Origin of the sequence: Enterobacter nematophilus (genome assembly GCF_026344075.1) — a bacterium.
Classification (GTDB): Bacteria; Pseudomonadota; Gammaproteobacteria; order Enterobacterales; family Enterobacteriaceae; genus Enterobacter; species Enterobacter nematophilus.
Window position 1 is genome coordinate 311,805 of the sequence record NZ_JAPKNE010000002.1, and the last position, 18,469, is coordinate 330,273.

An 18,469-nucleotide genomic window follows, 5' to 3' on the forward strand; every position below is an offset into this window, starting at 1 on the left:
CCGCTTATGATATTTGTTTATAGTTAATTAGCTGATAGGGGATGACAATGAAAGTTTTAGTGACAGGGGGGACTGGTTTTCTCGGTACTGCTTTAGTCAAATCGTTAAGAACGGCAGGTCATCAGGTAATTTTCACTACGCGTCGAGAGGAAAATATCGAACAGGGAATGTATAATCTTGGCGATATTTCGGCTCAAACGAATTGGACTACGCTTTTACAAGGTTGTGATACTGTCATTCATACCGCAGGAAGAGCACATATCCTTAAAGATGATGCCGAAGATGCGCTGACAGAATTTCGTCGTGTTAACCATGATGCGACAATGAAATTAGCTAATGACGCTGCGAACTGTGGCGTAAAACATTTCATCTTCGTAAGTTCAATTGGAGTAAATGGTAATTCCACATCGGGAATACCGTTCAGTGAATCGACACCTGCCAGACCAACGTCAGATTATGCAATTTCCAAGCTGGAAGCCGAGGAAAGCCTTCTCAAGGCATTTTCTGTTAGTAATATGGCAATAACAATCGTTCGTCCGGCTTTAATCTGTGGCCCAAATGCTCCGGGTAATATTCAACGCTTATTAAAGTTAGTGTCTAAAAACCTGCCTCTGCCTTTTAAGTCAGTAAAAAATAAGCGCGCCCTTGTTTCACTGGACAATGTTGTGAGCTTTATAAGCGAATGCACAACAAATGAAAAGTCAAAAAATGAACTTTATCTTTTGGCTGACCAGGAGCATCCATCAACTGAAGAAATGATTACGGCATTTTCTGCCGGGATGGGCATGACAGCGCGTATCGTTTATTTCCCTCAGGCATTACTTAAAATTTTTCTTTCAGCAATGAGGAAGAAAAGTATATATGACCAACTGTATGGCGATTTGGAAGTCGACTCAACGAAATCAAGAGAACAGCTTGAATGGACTCCACCCGTTACATTGCAGGAAACGATGGTAAAAACAGCGAAGAATTTTATTGAAGGTAAAAAATAATGTTGTATCTGGGGATTGTCATTTTTGCATTCTTTATCTCATGCGCGATGACCTGGGGTTTAAGGTTGTACGCCATCAAGAACAATGTGATCGATCAGCCAAACCAAAGAAGCTCGCACAGTGTGCCAACGCCGCGTGGTGGAGGGGTGGCTATAGTATTAACATTATTAGCTGCATTACTATGGTTGGTACTGACAAAACATATCTCTCATGAGACATTTTTAGGCTTCTTCGTGCCCGGCTTATTGATTGCGGTTATCGGTTTTCTCGATGATCATGGACACATTGCTGCGCGCTGGCGTTTGCTGATGCATTTCTTAGCAGCAGCAATAGGTCTCTATTTCTTAGGAACGTTTCCGGATATTGATATATTTGGCTATGTCGTATCTTTGTCATGGTTTGGAATAATCATAGGAAGCGTCTATCTAGTGTGGATGTTGAATCTATATAACTTTATGGATGGCATAAATGGTCTTGCAAGTTCTCAAGCCATTACCTTTACTCTTAGCAGTGTCGCGATAATAACGCTTAGCCAAAATAGTGGCTCCACTGATGCGATGACGATGATTGCTCTGGCTCTCGCTGGGGCCGCCTCCGGATTCATTGTGTGGAACTTCCCTGTGGCAAAAATTTTCATGGGTGATGCTGGAAGTGGTTTTTTAGGTATTACCATTGGCCTGATGATTCTTTATTTTGCAAAGCTAGACTCACATGTCTTGTTCGCAGAACTTTGCCTGCTTGGTATTTTTATTGTTGATGCTACCACAACCTTGCTTCGAAGATTACTTGCAGGTAAAAAGGTTTATGAAGCACATGCAAGCCATTGCTATCAAATTCTTGCCCGTAAATATATGAGCCATGTTCCGGTAACATTGGTGGCGATTGCAATAAATATTGTGTGGTTGTTCCCAATTGCATACTTAATTATTTCTGCAAAAGTAGATGGAATTGTTGGCATTATTATCGCGTGGCTACCATTGATATTTATCGCTTTCAAATGTGGTGCTGGAGTCAAAGACAAAGAGAACGCATAAATGAATGATCTGGTCATTATAGGAGCTGGAGGGCATGGACGCACGCTGTACGAAACTGCTACCCTTTTAGGGTATGAAAATATTGTATTCCTCGATGATAATGAATCGCGCTTAAATACTTCAGAGATGCATGTTATTGGGAAAACATCAGATCTTAATCTCTTTGCGAACACTGCCAAACATATTGTTATAGGCATTGGCAATAATAAGCTAAGAGAAGTATTCCACCATCAGCTTCAAAGTTTAAATATCACTCCTACAACGCTGGTACACCCCTTTGCATTTGTGAGTCCGTCCGCTACCTTGGGGAGCGGGAGCGTAGTTTTAGCCGGTGCAGTTATTGGCGCAAACTCAACCTTAGGAGTAGGTACGATAGTTAATAGTCATTCGACGGTGGATCATGATTCGACGCTTGGTGATTTTGCCCACTTAGGTGTTGGCGTGCATCTTGCTGGTGGTGCGAATATTGGGAAATCGGCTTTTCTGCAAGCGGGAACAGTGGGTGGATATAGTGCAACAGTGGATGAGCATGCCATATGCCTTCCCGGTACTATTTTATAAATTAATAGCAAGCTTTAACGAGGCGACTAGTTTTTAGTATGCTAACTTATTTAATTTCTTTGCCAAGACCAATAAAACGGATTATTACACTCTCCATTGATGTTGTTTTGTTAACGTGTGCATTTTGGTTTGCATTTTGGGTTCGTATTGATTCTATGACACCGTTAACTAGTGTATCCCACTGGTTACTGCTCACATCGATAATAGTAATCACTCTTGCCATCTTTGTAAAACTAGGGCTTTATAGAGCTGTAATACGTTATATTACTGCGAAAATACTGCTTGTTGTTTCTCTTGGAATGCTAATTTCGTCGTTGCTCCTGATTATCGCAGCTTTTTACACAAACCTCTATCTTCCAAGAACCATCCCCTTTATCTATTTCTCGTTCGGGGTATTGCTTGTGGCGGGCTCGCGCCTTGGAATGAGAATGCTAGTTAATCGTGGCTTAAAATTGGGAACCCGCGTCATCATATATGGAGCCGGAGCTTCGGGACGACAATTACTTCCCGCGTTGAGTCAGATGGATGAATACTATCCCGTTGCGTTTGTTGACGACAATCGCTCATTACAGGGGCAGGTTATCCATGGTGTAAGTGTGTTTTCGCCAGAGAAATTGGCATGGCTAATCGAGAAATATGAGGCTAAGAAAATTCTGCTGGCGATGCCAAGTGCAAGCCGTGCGAGAAAAAATGAGGTGATTTCTACCCTCGAGGGACTCCCTTGCGAGGTGCTTTCGATTCCGGGAATGGTTGACCTGGTTGAAGGAAAAGCGAGAATCGATGCTTTACGTAAAGTAGTGATTACCGATCTGCTAGGTCGCGACCCTGTTTCACCGATCCCTGAATTAGTCTCAAAAAATATTCTTGATAAAACGGTCATGGTCACTGGCGCAGGAGGCTCTATTGGCTCTGAACTATGCCGACAAATTATCAAAAATAAACCTTCACAACTAATTCTTTTCGAGTTATCAGAATACTCGCTTTATTCTATTGATTCTGAACTTAGAAATTTAATTCTGACGCAATCCCTGAATACTAAGATTTACCCAATTTTAGGTAACGTTCAGGATATGGAACATCTCGAAAGGCTAATCAAGGCATTTAACGTTGAGACTATATACCATGCGGCAGCCTATAAGCATGTTCCGCTAGTTGAATTCAATGTTATTGACGGTGTCCGTAACAATATCTTTGGAACTTTGTGCTGTGCTCAAGCTGCCGAAAATTGTGGCGTCGAAAGTTTTGTTCTTATCTCTACAGATAAAGCTGTGCGGCCAACAAACACCATGGGTGCGACAAAGCGTATGGCGGAGCTGATTCTGCAGGCCCTGGCATCAGAATCGAGTAAAACCTGCTTCAGCATGGTCCGGTTCGGGAATGTGTTAGGTTCGTCTGGTTCGGTTGTACCCCTATTTGAAAAACAAATCGCTGCTGGTGGTCCGGTGACATTAACGCACCCTGATATCACCCGTTATTTCATGACCATTCCTGAAGCAGCTCAGCTTGTGATCCAGGCTGGAGCAATGGGTAGTGGGGGAGATGTTTTTGTGCTGGATATGGGCGACCCGGTTAAAATTATTGATCTCGCTCACCGCATGATTGCCTTGCAGGGACTTTCCGTCCGCGATGATAAAAATCCTTATGGTGATATTGCTATCAAAACGACGGGGCTGCGGCCTGGTGAGAAGCTTTATGAAGAGCTATTAATAGGCGATAACGTCTCTATAACACAGCATCCACGAATTAAAACGGCTAATGAAGTTATGCTTCCCTGGAGTGAAATGAAAAATATTCTTGCAGAGTTGGATATCTCGTGTCGCACCTTTGATTATGAGCAGGTGCGCAAAATATTGCTAAATGCACCTACTGCATTTAATCCTACTGATGACATCTGTGACTTACTCTGGAAAGAAAACAATCAAGTCAGTACCAAAATCTGAAATTAACTTACAAAGTAGATGGGAAAGAGATTCTTTCCCACCGAAGGATTTATAATGAACGTAATTCAAACCCCTTTAAAAGATTGTGTAATCATTGAGCCTAAGGTTTTTGGTGATTCTCGAGGTTTTTTTCTTGAAGCCTGGCATAAAGAAAAATATGAAGATGCAGGAATTAAAGGTATTTTTGTACAGGATAATCGCTCACGTTCGAGTCAAAATGTTCTACGTGGACTGCATTTCCAGAAAACGAAGCCTCAGGGTAAATTAGTTAGCGTAATCAGCGGTGAGGTTTATGATGTTGCAGTGGATCTTCGCCAAGATTCTGATACGTTTGGCCAATATGTTGGTGTACTTCTTTCAGGCGAGAAGAATAACCAATTGTATGTTCCCCCTGGGTTTGCCCATGGATTTTGCGTATTAAGCGATTATGCTGATTTCCACTATAAGTGTACTGATTTTTACGATCCAAAGGATGAAGGTGGGATTATCTGGAATGATCCGGATATTGCGATTGACTGGCCGATAACATCACCACTCCTCTCTGAAAAAGACATCAAATTAATTACACTCGCTGAGTACAAGAAAACGTTATGAAAGCACATTATACAGTGATCGGTGGACGTGGTTTCATTGGTAGTGAAATCGTGGAAAACCTTCTGGCTATGGGCGAAAAAGTTGAAGTCCCGCCGCGCGATGATAAGACTCTTTTTGATAGAGATCTGGGCATTGTCATCTATGCTGCTGGCAATGGTGATTGTGCAAACACACCGTTTGATGTATATAAATCAAACACCGAGTTGCTGGCAACAATTTTGGAACGCGCTCAATTCTCGAAATTAATCTATATTTCATCAACGCGCGTATATATGGAACAAGATAGCGCGTCGGAAAATGATAATCTTACGGTATGCAGTAGCGATAACCGAAGACTTTTTAATCTTACTAAACTGGTAAGTGAAGAGTTATGCCTTAAAAGCAACCGAGATACGATTATTGTCAGACCTAGTAACGTTTACGGTTTGGCATTAAAAAGTAAGCTATTTCTGCCAAGCATAATTAGAAATGCAATATCAAACAAACATATTGATATGTATGTTGCGCCTGCATATGCAAAAGATTATGTCTCAGTTACGGATGTTGCAGAAATGATTTACCTCATCAGCCGTAAGAATGAACATGACATCTACAACATTGCTTCTGGTGTAAATACCACAGCATCTGATATTGCAGATTTAATTGCGAATAAAACTGGCTGTACGATTGAATGGCATGACGGTTTCAAAGGTGAGTATTTCCCTCCTACGGATAATACCAGAACTATAAATGAGTTCGGCTATGTCTATAAAAATGTATTGTCTGATATAGAAATAATGATTGATAACTTTAAAAAGAATATGACAGATGTCTAATTTTTTCTTGTCAGCGATTAGAAAAATTGTGGCGGATGAAGATAAAAGAAAAGTCTTTGTGAACTTTTTTTATCTTAGCCTCGAGAGAATCACTCAACTCGTTATCATTATTATTATTAACAGATTATTGATAAATCATTATAATTTTGGTGATTTCAGTAGCTGGCAATATTCTCTCGTTATTCTGGCTATATTCATGACAGGTACATGGATCTGTGGGGCTGAGGTGGTTATTCCTAAATTGCTGGATGCACCATCAAAAATAAACTCCACTATGAGCAACGTGATTTTATTGCGTCTAGCGGCAGGAGTTTTCGTTGCATTGTGCATGGTGGCATGGGGAATCTTTGCAGCCAGTGGACTGTCCAGACAGTTCATTATTGGTTTGGCCATATCTGTTGCATTACGAGAAACTTTTATTGTAGGTTTAACATGGTACCAAAGCCAGGCTCGTCTAAAATTACCTTGCCTCGTGTTGATGTTCGCTGCAATAATTAAACTCATTGTCATTTATATTGGTGTAAGGAATCAATTACCAATAAATTATCTTTGGGTGGCATGGGTTATTGAATCCCTTTTACCTTGTGGCTTTATCTTTTATACTTTCAGAAAAGCTACAGGATTTAAATTCGTGAAGGTTGATTCTGAGATTTTCTCGTATTTTAAGATTGGTGTCGCCGTATGGTTTTGTTTGATTATGCAGCAGGTTACCATGAAATTTGATCGAGTATATCTCGAAGGGAAAATTTCTGGAGAAACGTATTCGAACTATGCAGCAGCACTTCAGTTAGTCGATAACTGGTATGCAATATGTATTCTGTTTGTTCAGGCAATCGCACCAATTTTTATATTTAAATTTATTGATATTACAACAATAAAAAGAAAATTGCCGTTCTGTATTTTCGCTACGCTTGCAGTAACCTGTGCTGGCGCACTTTTTACAACAGTTCTTGCAGACATGATTATTCACGTCCTTTATGGTGCAAAACTCGTTTACGCATATAGTTTTTTAAAAACATTTGTCTGGTTAACACCAATTTTAGCTATAGATCAGTTGCTCAGTATGGTTCTAATTAGAATGAAGCAGTTAAAAAAATTAGCTATTAAGTGGTTGATAGCCTTCTGCCTGGTAGTGGCTATTGTTCCTGCCATTTTCCATTATATGGGGGTGGGTAACATCGTCATCGGTTTAGCAGTAGTCTACGCCTTTAATATAATTTATTCTACGAGGTGCATTAGTGCAGTACAATGATAAGATTTCAATAGTGGTCCCTGCTTACTGTGAACCATCGAAAGTTAAGCGCTTCATGGATGCTATACTGAATATTGATTATCCAAACAACCTTGTCGAATTAATTCTTATTGACGATTGTAGTCCGATTTCACTTGCAGAAATCGCAGGCTCGTATGCGGAAGCGTTTAAAGATAAGATAAATTTTTTATTCCACAGGAACCAAAAAAATTCTGGCAGGGCAATTTCCCGTAACGTGGGTATTTCTCTCGCGACAAATTCGTTGATAATGTTTATTGATATTGACAACCTGCTTGAACCTAACGCATTAAAAATGATCGTTTCCTTTTTCCATGGCAAGAGCTATACAGCAGCCAGAATTAACATAAGAATCGATCCCGCCAGACTCAACACTAGCAATTATCTCCGCTATTTTGACAGTCGTTATCTGGGGGCGCGTAACATGCCTGAAGGAATTATAAGCACTCGTTTCTTCGCAAGTGACGGCATTATCCTGACGCGAGATATAATTGATACAATTGGCGGTTTTGATGAGACCTTCTATCATTATGGCTGCGAAGATGAGGAACTTGGCATCCGAGTTTCAAAAGCAAAGTATGACTTTTATTTTTTACCCGATGCAAGAGCAGAAGATAGTGATACCCCAACTTTGCGCAGAGCTTCGGAAAGAATGGTTGTGTATGCATCAAAATCTTTCCCTGTTTTGAAAGAAAAACATCCGGAATGCGTGAAGGACAGTCTCTTTTCATCTTACGAAGTGATGTTGGAAGATACAAAACTACTTAGTAAACTACTCATAAAGACTATACATATTCTCCCACTAACAACGACACGAAAAATACTGCTCTGGTTGTGTGATAAATTAGATTCAAAAACGATTAAAATACCCGATTTTGTGTATAAGGTCGTATTGGCACTTTCATATATTGAAGGTGGAAGACTTCGACAGCTGAGGATGTAGGATGAGTATTTTTTTAATGTCCCCAGGGTTTGTATATGCTTCAGTTTGGCTGTTCACAATTTTCTTATATTCGCTTGGGTTGACGACTAATATTAGCCCTCTCTCAAGTGAGATGATGGTGTTTTTGTCAATCAATATTGTTCTGGGTTTGATTTTTTCACTTCCATTTATCACTCCTGGCAGTATTAATCATGTCCGTCTTAAAGATATTATGCCATCTTGGCGAGCGACTAAAATATGGCTCATAATTTGGTGCTTTGCGATAATACCTGATGTGGTTGTTGCTGGTGGGATCCCAATGATTATGCAATTTAGGGGCGGCTATAACTATACCGAGTTCGGCATACCAACATATCATGGGATAGTTAATATGCTATTCCTTTTTGTTTTTCCGTCACTATATTATCATTTTCTTTTATCAAAACGTAAAAGTATTCTGCTGATAATTCTATTAATGAGCATCTGGGAAATGCTGGTCTTCAGACGTGGTATTCTAATGTCTGGCCTCGTGGAAATATTCTTTTTATTCTTTATTTATAAAAAATTCACGAAAAAGATGTTTGTTTATACTGTATTTTCAGTGGTTACAATAGTTCTACTTTTTGGAGCAGTAGGAGATATCAGGGGTGCTGAAAATCCTTATCAATATTTGTTGTCACCCCAAGGCCAATTCTTGTCGAGTCTGCCTTCAGGATTTACATGGTTTTATGTCTATGTTACTGCGGGTCTTGCAAATCTCGCCTATAACTTTGCGGATATAGTACCAGTATACGATTTTACAAGCTTCCAGGACCTTTTCCCCAGTGTTATCCGAAATCTCATTTATAGTGATTTAGGATTCCATGATACCATGGCGTTAGTAGATGATAATGCCAACGTTTCAACAATGTTTGAAAAGCTAATGCCCGATCTTGGCATCGCGGGCTCCCTAATAGTGGTTACATGTTTACTTCTGCTTTTCAGTGTTGCCTACAAGAACTTGCTGAAGTCATATCGTTTTAGTTTATTTCCTTATGCGATTGCAATGCAATGTGCAATATTTAGTGGCTTTTATAATTTGTTTTTTATTCAGACATATTTCTTACTTTTCATTGTAACTCTTATTCTTGTGAGAATTAAAATATTTACAGGGAGTCATCCTAATGTTTGAGTTAGTTAAGGAAGATGTACTGAGATATTACAAACTGAGCGGGCGTAATAAATCAAAAGTATCTTTTTTAGGTATCATATCAGCTTTTATTGGAATGAAAATGACTCCAGTTATTTTATACCGCATGAGTCATTTTTGCTATAAGAAAAGAATTCCCGTTTTAGGGAAGTTTTTTTCGCTAATCAATTTCATTATTTTTGGGGTTGAAATTGCTTCAAATTGCGAAATAGGTGGTGGTTTTTTTATTCCTCACTCGCAGGGTGTTGTTATTGGTGCATCTAAAATTGGTGTTAACGCAACAATCTACCAGCAGGTCACGCTGGGTGCGAAAAATATCGATATTCCATTTAATCATGCTAATCGCCCCGTTTTAGGTGATAATGTAGTAATTGCATCTGGGGCTAAAGTTCTTGGTGGTATTCGAATTGGTGACAACGTTATTGTCGCTGCTAATGCTGTTGTAATGCATTCCTGTGATGACAATGTGCTACTTGTAGGCATTCCGGCCATTGTGAAGAAGAGTATTTGAAATGAACGTGTTGTTTTTATGTCCTCGCTTTTTTAATTATGAAACCGAAATATCTGATGGATTAAGGCGAGCCGGTGCTACCGTTGATTATTTCGATGAAAAGCCATTTAATAACGTTTTTTTTAAAATATTGCTTAGGCTTTGGAAAGATAATAATTTTCTTAAACGCATTTCAGACGCGTATTTTGAGAGGATTTTGCTTCAAACAAGAGATGATTATGATTTTGTCATAGTGCTTAAAGGTGAGTCTCTTGATAGAAAAAACCTACTAAAGTTCAAAAATAAATTTAAGAATGCTCAATTCATTTACTACGCATGGGATTCTATTAAAAATTATCCTCATATTCAGGAATATCTAAACTTATTTGACCGAGTATTTACCTTTGATGATAATGATGCTCGAGAATATGATTTTATGGATCATTTGCCATTATTTTATTCCCCTGATTTTGTAAGCACAGCGACAAAAAAAACAGCAAAGAACGTTAAGCCAAGTATTGCATTTCTCGGTACCGTACATAGTGACAGATACAAGCTATTGGGGGAAATTTATGAGAAATATAAAAATGAATATGATTTGAGATTTGTGCTTTATTTTCCTTCAATTGTCGTATTGGTTGGTTTTCTTCTTACCAATATGAAAGATGTCATTAAATATAGACTCTTTAGTTTTACACTTCGCTCTAGGAATAAAAAACAGATTGCCTCATTCTTCTCTAGTGCTGATGCTGTGCTTGACATCCAGCATCCCCGGCAGACAGGTTTGACGATGAGAACAATAGAATGCTTACCTCTAAAGAGAAAGTTCATAACTACTAATAGCAAAGTTAAGGACTACGACTTTTATGCGGCTGAAAATTTTTATTTTATTGACCGAGAAAACATTCATATAGACTCTACTTTTTTTGATATCCCGTATGATGACAAGCATACGAATGCAATTTCGCGTTATAGCGTAGACTCGTGGGTAAATACATTGTGCTCAACTGATATCAGAAAAGATGTTGTTTAATTAAAAGATATTAATTCTAATTTAGCTTAAGAGTATTGAGGTAGTAGAATGAAGGGTATTATTCTTGCTGGTGGTTCAGGAACACGTTTACACCCCATTACACGTGGAGTCTCTAAACAACTTTTACCCATTTATGATAAACCTATGGTTTATTATCCATTGTCGGTGCTTATGCTTGCGGGTATCCGAGATATTCTCTTAATCACAACGCCTGAAGATCTGCCTTCTTTTAAACGTTTGTTAGGAGATGGTAGTCGTTTCGGAATTAATTTGTCCTATGAAATTCAGCCGTCTCCTGATGGCCTCGCGCAAGCATTCATAATTGGTGAAGAGTTTATCTCTGGTGATAAATGTGCCTTAGTATTAGGTGATAATATTTTCTTCGGGCAGAGTTTTGGTAGGAAACTTGAATCGGTTGTTTCAGGTAGTGCCGGGGCTACTGTTTTTGGCTACCAGGTAATGGATCCAGAACGTTTTGGTGTTGTAGAGTTTGATGAAAACTTCAAGGCATTAAGCATAGAAGAAAAACCAGCTGCACCTAAATCAAACTGGGCTGTCACTGGCCTATATTTTTATGATGCAAACGTGGTTGACATGGCAAAACGTGTTAAACCATCAGCACGCGGTGAACTTGAAATTACTACTCTGAATGAGATGTATCTCGAACAGGGAAATCTTCAGGTAGAATTACTGGGACGAGGTTTTGCATGGCTCGATACCGGTACCCATGACAGTTTAATCGAAGCATCACAATTTATTCATACTATCGAGAAACGACAAGGATTCAAAATCGCCTGTCTGGAGGAAATTGCTTACCGTAACGGTTGGCTCACTGAGAGTGAGGTCCTGGCCTACGGGAAAGAAATGAGCAAGACCAATTACGGTCAGTATTTGCTCAGTTTAATAAGAAATAGCAAATAGCGGTTAATAAAATTTAACAATATCATACCTTTAATAGCTATCAGGTTTTGATTCTAAAATGAAAGCAAAATATTATTTCCTTACCTCTGCGCTTCTTTTACCTCCTGCATTCTCTGGTGAAAAACACCAATGTGATTTTCTCTGGGGCACGGCATCCTCATCTTATCAGGTTGAAGGTGGCTGGAATGAAAGTGGAAAGGGTCCTTCAAACTGGGATTATTTTACTCATAATGAAGTAACAAAATATACTATTGGTACCGTTGAAAATGGAGATGTTGCTGCCAATCAAATTTCTCGGGATGTCTATCTAAAAGATATACAACTCATGAAAGAATTAGGTGTCAATTCGTACCGCTTCTCCATATCCTGGTCCCGGATCATGCCTGACGGTGTAACGGTAAATAAAAAGGGATTAGAATATTACAACCAACTTATTGCTGACTTAAAAGAAGCTAATATTGAACCTGTGATTACACTTTACCACTGGGACATGCCATTAGCGCTATATAAAAAAGGTAGTTGGTCTAACCCTGAATCACCAGTTTGGTTCGAAAAATTTGCACAAGTAATTTTTGACAATTTTGGGAATAAAAGTCATAATTTTATTACCTTTAATGAGCCAGAAGGCTATGTTTTTACTCTTGAACCACTTGCAGCAAATCTCATTGAAAAAAAACCAGACGGATATCGTGACGTTTTGTCCGTAGCTTCTCGTGGAAAACAAGCGGTAGCATTACACAATCTTTTGATTGCAAATGCGATGGTGGTACGTAATTACCATAAGGCTAAATATGATGGACGTATTGGCATTGCGTTAAACTTATCTCCTTGCATCGATAATGGCCATCCAAATAGTACTACTGAGCAGTTATGTAACGATCTCCATAATAACTGGATCCTGGATGCTCTATATAAGGGAAAATATCCAGATGCAGTATTGAAAATGTATCAATCAGCATATCCTAAATTTAAACCAACATCCCAGGATATGCAGTTAATTACCCAGGGAAAACCTGATTTCATCGGCGTTAATTATTATGGTCCAACTTTGGTCAAGCATGATAAATCTGAACCGTTTGAAATAGGTAATGTCCCTAACCCAGATAAAAAACCATCCGTCAACGGACCTGTTTCTCCAGAGGCGTTGGTTACAATGATGAAAAAGATTGATGCCGAGTATGCTCATCCTACCTTCATTATTACTGAGAATGGTGCAGGTTTTGGTTTAGCTGATGAACAACTTGATGACGGGGTCATTTCTGATAAGTTGAGAGCAGACTATCTCAAGAGGCATGTTACTGCCGTTATGAATGCAAAAATGGAAGGATTGGATATTCAAGGCTATCTATTTTGGAGCTTGCTCGATAATTTCGAGTGGTTATGGGGTTACAAAAATAGGTTTGGAATAATTGGTGTCGATTTCGATGATAAGAATTTGAAACGTACACCTAAGTTAAGCTATTATATTTACCAGAAAACTATTAAAGATTATAAAAAGCAATGTATTTCAAAGGCGCAAAAATAACCACTTGATAAAGCCACACTTTAGTTATGGCTAAAGTGTATTAATGACCATAATTACCTACCTCTGCTCTCGATTTCTGAGTTAAGATAATTCGATAATATAGCCACCGGGAAGTACCCGGTGGGACCACACCTGACAGGAGTATGTAATGTCCAAGCAACAGATCGGCGTTGTCGGTATGGCAGTGATGGGGCGCAACCTGGCGCTCAACATCGAAAGCCGTGGTTATACCGTCTCCGTTTTCAACCGCTCCCGTGATAAGACTGAAGAAGTGATTGCCGAGAACCCATGCAAAAAGCTGGTTCCTTTCTATTCGGTGAAAGAGTTCGTTGAGTCTCTGGAAACGCCTCGTCGAATCCTGCTAATGGTGAAAGCGGGCGCAGGTACCGATGCAGCTATCGACTCCCTTAAGCCTTACCTCGAAAAAGGCGACATCATCATTGATGGCGGTAACACCTTCTTCCAGGACACCATTCGTCGTAACCGTGAGCTGTCCGCTGAAGGCTTCAACTTCATTGGTACCGGTGTTTCCGGTGGTGAAGAGGGCGCACTGAAAGGTCCATCTATCATGCCTGGCGGCCAGAAAGAAGCGTACGAACTGGTTGCGCCTATTCTGACTAAAATCGCTGCTGTTGCCGAAGATGGCGAGCCGTGTGTGACTTATATCGGTCCGGACGGTGCGGGTCATTATGTCAAAATGGTGCACAACGGCATCGAATACGGCGACATGCAGCTGATTGCTGAAGCTTATTCCCTGCTGAAAGGCGGCCTGAATCTCTCCAACGAAGAGCTGGCTGAAACCTTTACCGAGTGGAACAAAGGCGAGCTGAACAGCTATCTGATCGACATCACCAAAGATATCTTCACGAAAAAAGATGAAGAGGGTAAATACCTGGTTGATGTGATTCTGGATGAAGCAGCGAACAAAGGTACCGGTAAATGGACCAGCCAGAGCTCTCTGGATCTGGGCGAGCCGCTGTCTCTGATCACCGAATCCGTCTTTGCGCGTTATATCTCTTCTCTGAAAGAGCAGCGCGTTGCGGCGTCAAAAGTGCTTTCCGGCCCTCAGGCTAAACCAGCCGGTGACAAAGCTGAGTTCGTCGAGAAAGTTCGTCGCGCCCTTTACCTGGGTAAAATCGTCTCCTACGCGCAGGGCTTCTCACAGCTGCGTGCGGCGTCTGACGAGAACAACTGGGACCTGAACTACGGCGAGATCGCGAAGATCTTCCGCGCGGGTTGCATCATTCGTGCGCAGTTCCTGCAGAAAATCACCGATGCCTATGCTGAAAACGCGGGCATCGCTAACCTTCTGCTGGCACCGTACTTTAAGAAGATTGCGGACGAATATCAGCAGGCGCTGCGTGACGTGGTTGCCTACGCAGTCCAGAACGGTATCCCGGTTCCAACCTTCTCCGCTGCGGTGGCATACTATGACAGCTATCGTGCTGCCGTTCTGCCTGCCAACCTGATTCAGGCACAGCGTGACTACTTCGGTGCGCACACTTACAAGCGCACGGATAAAGAAGGCGTGTTCCATACCGAATGGATGGAATGAGTTAAGCCCTCGTAATAACATCAACCCGGAGCCTGTCTCCGGGTTTTTTTATGCAAAAAATGCCGCGCATTATTCGAAGTAGTCTGAATCTCATCCCGCTCGTTGTGATTACTCCTGGTTTGCCTTGACAGTGCTGTTTGCCAGGAGGTACAAAGCCCAACAGTTATGTTTATCGCGATGGTCTGCCGGCCATCAATACAGTTAACTAAAAGAAGTCATTAGCGAATGAAAATAACAATTTCCGGAACAGGGTATGTCGGTCTTTCTAACGGCATTCTGATTGCTCAGAACCATGAAGTGGTTGCGCTGGATATCGTGCAGGCCAAAGTGGATATGCTTAATCAGAAAAAATCGCCGATTGTCGACAAAGAAATCCAGGACTATCTCAGCAATAAACCGCTGAATTTCCGCGCCACGACGGATAAAGAAGATGCATACCGCGATGCGGACTACGTCATCATTGCGACGCCTACTGACTACGATCCAAAAACCAATTACTTCAACACCTCAACCGTAGAAGCGGTTATCAAAGATGTTATTGCGATCAATCCTGACGCGGTGATGGTTATTAAATCAACTATTCCTGTCGGCTTTACCAAATCCATCAAAGAAAAGTTTGGTATTGATAATATCTTCTTCTCGCCAGAGTTCCTGCGTGAGGGGAGAGCACTTTACGATAACCTGCATCCTTCCCGTATCGTTATTGGCGAACGCTCTGAGCGCGCTGAACGTTTCGCTGCGCTGCTTCAGGAAGGCGCGGTGAAGAAAGATATTCCGGTGCTGTTCACAGACTCCACCGAAGCCGAGGCGATTAAGCTTTTCGCGAATACCTACCTGGCAATGCGAGTCGCTTACTTCAATGAGCTAGACAGCTACGCAGAAAGTCTGGGACTGAATACCCGCCAGATTATTGAAGGGGTTTGCCTCGACCCACGTATTGGTAACCACTACAACAACCCGTCATTTGGCTACGGCGGTTATTGCCTGCCAAAAGATACCAAGCAGCTGTTGGCAAACTACCAGGCTGTGCCGAATAACCTGATATCGGCGATTGTTGATGCTAACCGTACGCGTAAAGATTTCATCTCCGATTCTATTCTTGCGCGCCAGCCGAAAGTGGTCGGCGTGTATCGTCTGATCATGAAGAGTGGTTCCGATAACTTCCGCGCCTCTTCCATTCAGGGAATCATGAAGCGCATCAAGGCGAAAGGCGTAGAGGTTATTATCTATGAGCCGGCCATGCAGGAAGATCAGTTCTTCAATTCCCGCGTAATCCGCGATCTGGATGCTTTTAAGCAGGAAGCGGATGTCATCATCTCGAACCGCATGGCCGAAGAACTGGCTGACGTCGCTGACAAAGTCTATACCCGCGATCTCTTCGGTAGCGACTAATTTTCTTTCGTTAAAATAAAAAACCCGGCTGATTTGCCGGGTTTTTTATTTTCAGACTTTGTAAAATTCGCGGTACCAGTCAACGAAGTGCTTCACGCCGTCTTTAACCGAGGTTTGAGGTTTAAAACCGATCACCTCATAGAGCGCTTTCGTGTCGGCGCTGGTTTCCAGTACGTCGCCCGGCTGGAGCGGCAACATATTTTTCTCGGCTTTCTTCCCCAGCGCGTCTTCCAGCGCGGTAATGTAGTCCATCAGCTCTACTGGCGAACTGTTACCGATGTTGTAAACCCGGTAAGGTGCTGAACTGGTTGCCGGTGAGCCGGTCTCAACGGTCCAGCCTGCGTCAGGCTGTGGGATAACATCCTGCAGGCGAATAATCGCTTCAGCGATATCATCGATGTAGGTGAAGTCGCGCTTCATCTTGCCGTAGTTATAGACATCGATGCTTTTGCCTTCGATCATCGCCTTAGTAAACTTAAACAGCGCCATATCCGGGCGTCCCCACGGACCGTATACGGTAAAGAAGCGCAGTCCGGTGGTCGGCAGGTTGTACAAGTGCGAATAGGTATGCGACATCAGTTCATTGGCTTTTTTGGTCGCGGCATACAGTGAAACGGGGTGATCCACTGAATCGTCAGTGGAGAACGGCATTTTGCGGTTGAGGCCATACACGGAGCTTGAGGAGGCATAAAGCAGGTGCTGAACGTTGTTATGGCGGCAACCTTCCAGCACGTTGAGATGGCCAATTAAGTTGGCATCCGCATAGGCGTGCGGGTTTTCCAGGGAGTAGCGTACGCCTGCCTGTGCGGCCAAATGAATGACCCGATCAAACTTCTCACCGGCGAAAAGCGCTGCCATCCCTTCCCGATCGGCTAATTCCATCTTGTGGAAGGTGAAACGTTCAGACTGTAGCCGTTCCAGACGCGCCAGCTTCAGATTGACGTCGTAGTAATCATTCAGGTTATCAATACCGACAACCTGATGGCCAGCTTCAACCAGGCGTTTACTGACATTCGAACCTATAAAACCTGCTGCACCCGTGACCAGAAATTTCATATCTTCCCTCAAAAACATATACTTACTGATGCTACTTCACATCGAATGATGTCTATGATACCGCGTAGACAGCAAGTTACATAACGTATATTTCCGATATAACTCATCGGATTCTTATAGAAAAATCTTCAGCAATATATACACTATGCAAACATAATAATGTTCCCCCTTTTTATCTGTTAGGGATTGTATGACGCAAAACAACAATAGTCCGGTCAGCCGAAGCAATGACCCTGAGCACATTGATTTACTTGCATTAATGCTACAGCTGTGGCGTGGGAAGTGGACAATAGCAATTTTTGTTTTTGTCTTTATTGCCATGGCGATAGGATATTTATCAATCGCGAAGGAAAAGTGGACCTCACGGGCGATTATTGCACAACCTGATGCGGCCCAGATTGCAACTTATTCAAATGCATTGAACATCCTCTACGGCAGCGCTGCCCCTTCGATGCTGGACATTCAAACGCGCGCTATTGGACGTTTTAACTCTTCCTTCTCAGCGTTATCGCAGGCGCTAGACAATCAGGACGTGCCAGAAAAACTGACCATCGAGCCTGCGGTTAAAGGGGAAACGTTGCCATTAACCGTCTCCTATATCAGCACTTCTGCTGAAGCGGCTCAAAAGCAGTTAGCGCAGTACATTCAGCAAGTAGATGAACAGACGGCAAAAGAACTTGCCCTTGATCTCAAGGACAATATCAAGGAACAGATTAAATCCCTGAACGATTCTCTGGTAAGCCAGGAAAAGGTCGCTCAAGAGCAGAAAGAGCTGCGAATCAAACAGATTGCTGAGGCGCTGAAAAATGCTGAGGCGGCAAAAATTACCTCGCCGCGCATTCAGCAAACCCAGGATGTAACTCAGGAAACGATGTTCCTGCTGGGAAGCGACGGTCTGAAATCGATGATTGACAATGAAGCGTCACGCCCGCTGGTCTTTTCTGCTGCTTACTATCAGACCAGACAAAAATTGCTGGATATTCAAAACCTGAACGTAAACCCGGATACTATCCACGTCTACCGTTACGTTATGAAACCAAATCTGCCTGTACATCGTGACAGCCCCAAAAAACCAATCATTCTGACTCTTGCCGTGCTGCTGGGCTTAATGATGGGTTCTGTAGTGGTACTGGCGCGTAACACATTGCGGAACTACAAACCAAAAGCCTGATTTACTGAT

At 41.8% G+C, this 18,469-nt stretch carries 17 protein-coding genes; 16 read left to right on the top strand and 1 reads right to left on the bottom strand.

Translation table 11 applies throughout. From position 1 onward, the window contains the following. The first annotated feature begins 47 nt into the window (after nt 1-47). The 15 genes from OSH03_RS08120 to ugd all read left to right on the top strand — a co-directional run bounded on the left by OSH03_RS08120 (nt 48) and on the right by ugd (nt 16,233). Nucleotides 48-992 (top strand): NAD-dependent epimerase/dehydratase family protein, encoded by a 945-nt coding sequence (locus OSH03_RS08120; protein WP_266178782.1) that lies wholly within the window; start codon nt 48-50, stop codon nt 990-992. Beyond that, nucleotides 992-2,026 carry an MraY family glycosyltransferase gene (locus OSH03_RS08125; protein WP_266178783.1) on the top strand — a complete coding sequence of 345 codons (1,035 nt, stop codon included), beginning with the start codon at nt 992-994 and terminating at the stop codon, nt 2,024-2,026. Before OSH03_RS08120 ends, OSH03_RS08125 begins: the two co-directional genes overlap by 1 nt. After that, nucleotides 2,027-2,587: a PglD-related sugar-binding protein gene (locus OSH03_RS08130; protein ID WP_061097686.1), complete on the top strand. Its 561-nt coding sequence runs from the start codon at nt 2,027-2,029 to the stop codon at nt 2,585-2,587. It begins immediately after the preceding gene. 38 nt (nt 2,588-2,625) lie between these two features. Next, nucleotides 2,626-4,527, top strand: a complete 1,902-nt coding sequence (locus OSH03_RS08135) for a nucleoside-diphosphate sugar epimerase/dehydratase (RefSeq protein ID WP_061097687.1) — start codon at nt 2,626-2,628, stop codon at nt 4,525-4,527. A 54-nt stretch (nt 4,528-4,581) separates the two neighbouring features. Beyond that, complete coding sequence (gene rfbC / locus OSH03_RS08140) at nt 4,582-5,121, top strand: dTDP-4-dehydrorhamnose 3,5-epimerase (protein ID WP_061097688.1); 540 nt, start codon at nt 4,582-4,584, stop codon at nt 5,119-5,121. Next, the gene (locus OSH03_RS08145) at nt 5,118-5,936 is read left to right on the top strand and encodes an NAD-dependent epimerase/dehydratase family protein (protein WP_253542718.1); all 819 of its coding nucleotides are present in this window, start codon (nt 5,118-5,120) and stop codon (nt 5,934-5,936) included. The genes rfbC and OSH03_RS08145 overlap by 4 nt, the downstream gene beginning before the upstream one ends. Next, nucleotides 5,929-7,188, top strand: coding sequence for an O45 family O-antigen flippase (wzx, locus tag OSH03_RS08150; RefSeq protein ID WP_253542715.1), 1,260 nt, complete (start codon nt 5,929-5,931; stop codon nt 7,186-7,188). Before OSH03_RS08145 ends, wzx begins: the two co-directional genes overlap by 8 nt. Then, nucleotides 7,175-8,149, top strand: coding sequence for a glycosyltransferase family 2 protein (locus tag OSH03_RS08155; protein ID WP_061097691.1), 975 nt, complete (start codon nt 7,175-7,177; stop codon nt 8,147-8,149). The genes wzx and OSH03_RS08155 overlap by 14 nt, the downstream gene beginning before the upstream one ends. A gap of 1 nt (nt 8,150) precedes the next feature. After that, nucleotides 8,151-9,299 (top strand): oligosaccharide repeat unit polymerase, encoded by a 1,149-nt coding sequence (locus OSH03_RS08160; RefSeq protein WP_253542710.1) that lies wholly within the window; start codon nt 8,151-8,153, stop codon nt 9,297-9,299. Beyond that, entirely contained in the window at nt 9,292-9,828 is a 537-nt protein-coding gene (locus OSH03_RS08165; protein ID WP_061097693.1) for a serine O-acetyltransferase, read from the top strand. The genes OSH03_RS08160 and OSH03_RS08165 overlap by 8 nt, the downstream gene beginning before the upstream one ends. A gap of 1 nt (nt 9,829) precedes the next feature. Then, complete coding sequence (locus OSH03_RS08170; RefSeq protein WP_266178784.1) at nt 9,830-10,840, top strand: WaaS/CpsH family glycosyltransferase; 1,011 nt, start codon at nt 9,830-9,832, stop codon at nt 10,838-10,840. A gap of 48 nt (nt 10,841-10,888) precedes the next feature. Continuing rightward, nucleotides 10,889-11,761 carry a glucose-1-phosphate thymidylyltransferase RfbA gene (gene rfbA / locus OSH03_RS08175; RefSeq protein ID WP_266178785.1) on the top strand — a complete coding sequence of 291 codons (873 nt, stop codon included), beginning with the start codon at nt 10,889-10,891 and terminating at the stop codon, nt 11,759-11,761. Nucleotides 11,762-11,819: 58 nt separating this feature from the next. Continuing rightward, nucleotides 11,820-13,286, top strand: a complete 1,467-nt coding sequence (locus OSH03_RS08180) for a glycoside hydrolase family 1 protein (protein WP_266178786.1) — start codon at nt 11,820-11,822, stop codon at nt 13,284-13,286. Between the two features lie 148 nt (nt 13,287-13,434). Next, nucleotides 13,435-14,841, top strand: a complete 1,407-nt coding sequence (gene gndA, locus OSH03_RS08185) for an NADP-dependent phosphogluconate dehydrogenase (RefSeq protein WP_253542705.1) — start codon at nt 13,435-13,437, stop codon at nt 14,839-14,841. A 225-nt stretch (nt 14,842-15,066) separates the two neighbouring features. Further along, complete coding sequence (ugd, locus tag OSH03_RS08190; RefSeq protein ID WP_061097698.1) at nt 15,067-16,233, top strand: UDP-glucose 6-dehydrogenase; 1,167 nt, start codon at nt 15,067-15,069, stop codon at nt 16,231-16,233. A 51-nt stretch (nt 16,234-16,284) separates the two neighbouring features. On the opposite strand, the gene OSH03_RS08195 is transcribed toward ugd, so the two are convergent. Beyond that, nucleotides 16,285-17,289, bottom strand: coding sequence for an NAD-dependent epimerase (locus OSH03_RS08195; protein ID WP_266178787.1), 1,005 nt, complete (start codon nt 17,287-17,289; stop codon nt 16,285-16,287). 190 nt (nt 17,290-17,479) lie between these two features. Here OSH03_RS08195 and wzzB point away from each other — a divergent pair, with 190 nt between their 5' ends. Beyond that, complete coding sequence (gene wzzB, locus OSH03_RS08200; protein ID WP_266178788.1) at nt 17,480-18,460, top strand: LPS O-antigen chain length determinant protein WzzB; 981 nt, start codon at nt 17,480-17,482, stop codon at nt 18,458-18,460. Nucleotides 18,461-18,469: the final 9 nt, after the last annotated feature.

Coding starts and splice junctions, on each gene's coding strand:
- wzzB (WP_266178788.1), top strand. CDS start 17,480: ATGACGCAAAACAACAATAGTCCGGTCAGCCGAAGCAATGACCCTGAG.
- OSH03_RS08180 (WP_266178786.1), top strand. CDS start 11,820: ATGAAAGCAAAATATTATTTCCTTACCTCTGCGCTTCTTTTACCTCCT.
- OSH03_RS08120 (WP_266178782.1), top strand. CDS start 48: ATGAAAGTTTTAGTGACAGGGGGGACTGGTTTTCTCGGTACTGCTTTA.
- OSH03_RS08165 (WP_061097693.1), top strand. CDS start 9,292: ATGTTTGAGTTAGTTAAGGAAGATGTACTGAGATATTACAAACTGAGC.
- OSH03_RS08130 (WP_061097686.1), top strand. CDS start 2,027: ATGAATGATCTGGTCATTATAGGAGCTGGAGGGCATGGACGCACGCTG.
- OSH03_RS08195 (WP_266178787.1), bottom strand. CDS start 17,289: ATGAAATTTCTGGTCACGGGTGCAGCAGGTTTTATAGGTTCGAATGTC.
- OSH03_RS08160 (WP_253542710.1), top strand. CDS start 8,151: ATGAGTATTTTTTTAATGTCCCCAGGGTTTGTATATGCTTCAGTTTGG.
- OSH03_RS08170 (WP_266178784.1), top strand. CDS start 9,830: ATGAACGTGTTGTTTTTATGTCCTCGCTTTTTTAATTATGAAACCGAA.
- gndA (WP_253542705.1), top strand. CDS start 13,435: ATGTCCAAGCAACAGATCGGCGTTGTCGGTATGGCAGTGATGGGGCGC.
- OSH03_RS08145 (WP_253542718.1), top strand. CDS start 5,118: ATGAAAGCACATTATACAGTGATCGGTGGACGTGGTTTCATTGGTAGT.
- rfbA (WP_266178785.1), top strand. CDS start 10,889: ATGAAGGGTATTATTCTTGCTGGTGGTTCAGGAACACGTTTACACCCC.
- wzx (WP_253542715.1), top strand. CDS start 5,929: ATGTCTAATTTTTTCTTGTCAGCGATTAGAAAAATTGTGGCGGATGAA.
- rfbC (WP_061097688.1), top strand. CDS start 4,582: ATGAACGTAATTCAAACCCCTTTAAAAGATTGTGTAATCATTGAGCCT.
- OSH03_RS08125 (WP_266178783.1), top strand. CDS start 992: ATGTTGTATCTGGGGATTGTCATTTTTGCATTCTTTATCTCATGCGCG.
- ugd (WP_061097698.1), top strand. CDS start 15,067: ATGAAAATAACAATTTCCGGAACAGGGTATGTCGGTCTTTCTAACGGC.
- OSH03_RS08135 (WP_061097687.1), top strand. CDS start 2,626: ATGCTAACTTATTTAATTTCTTTGCCAAGACCAATAAAACGGATTATT.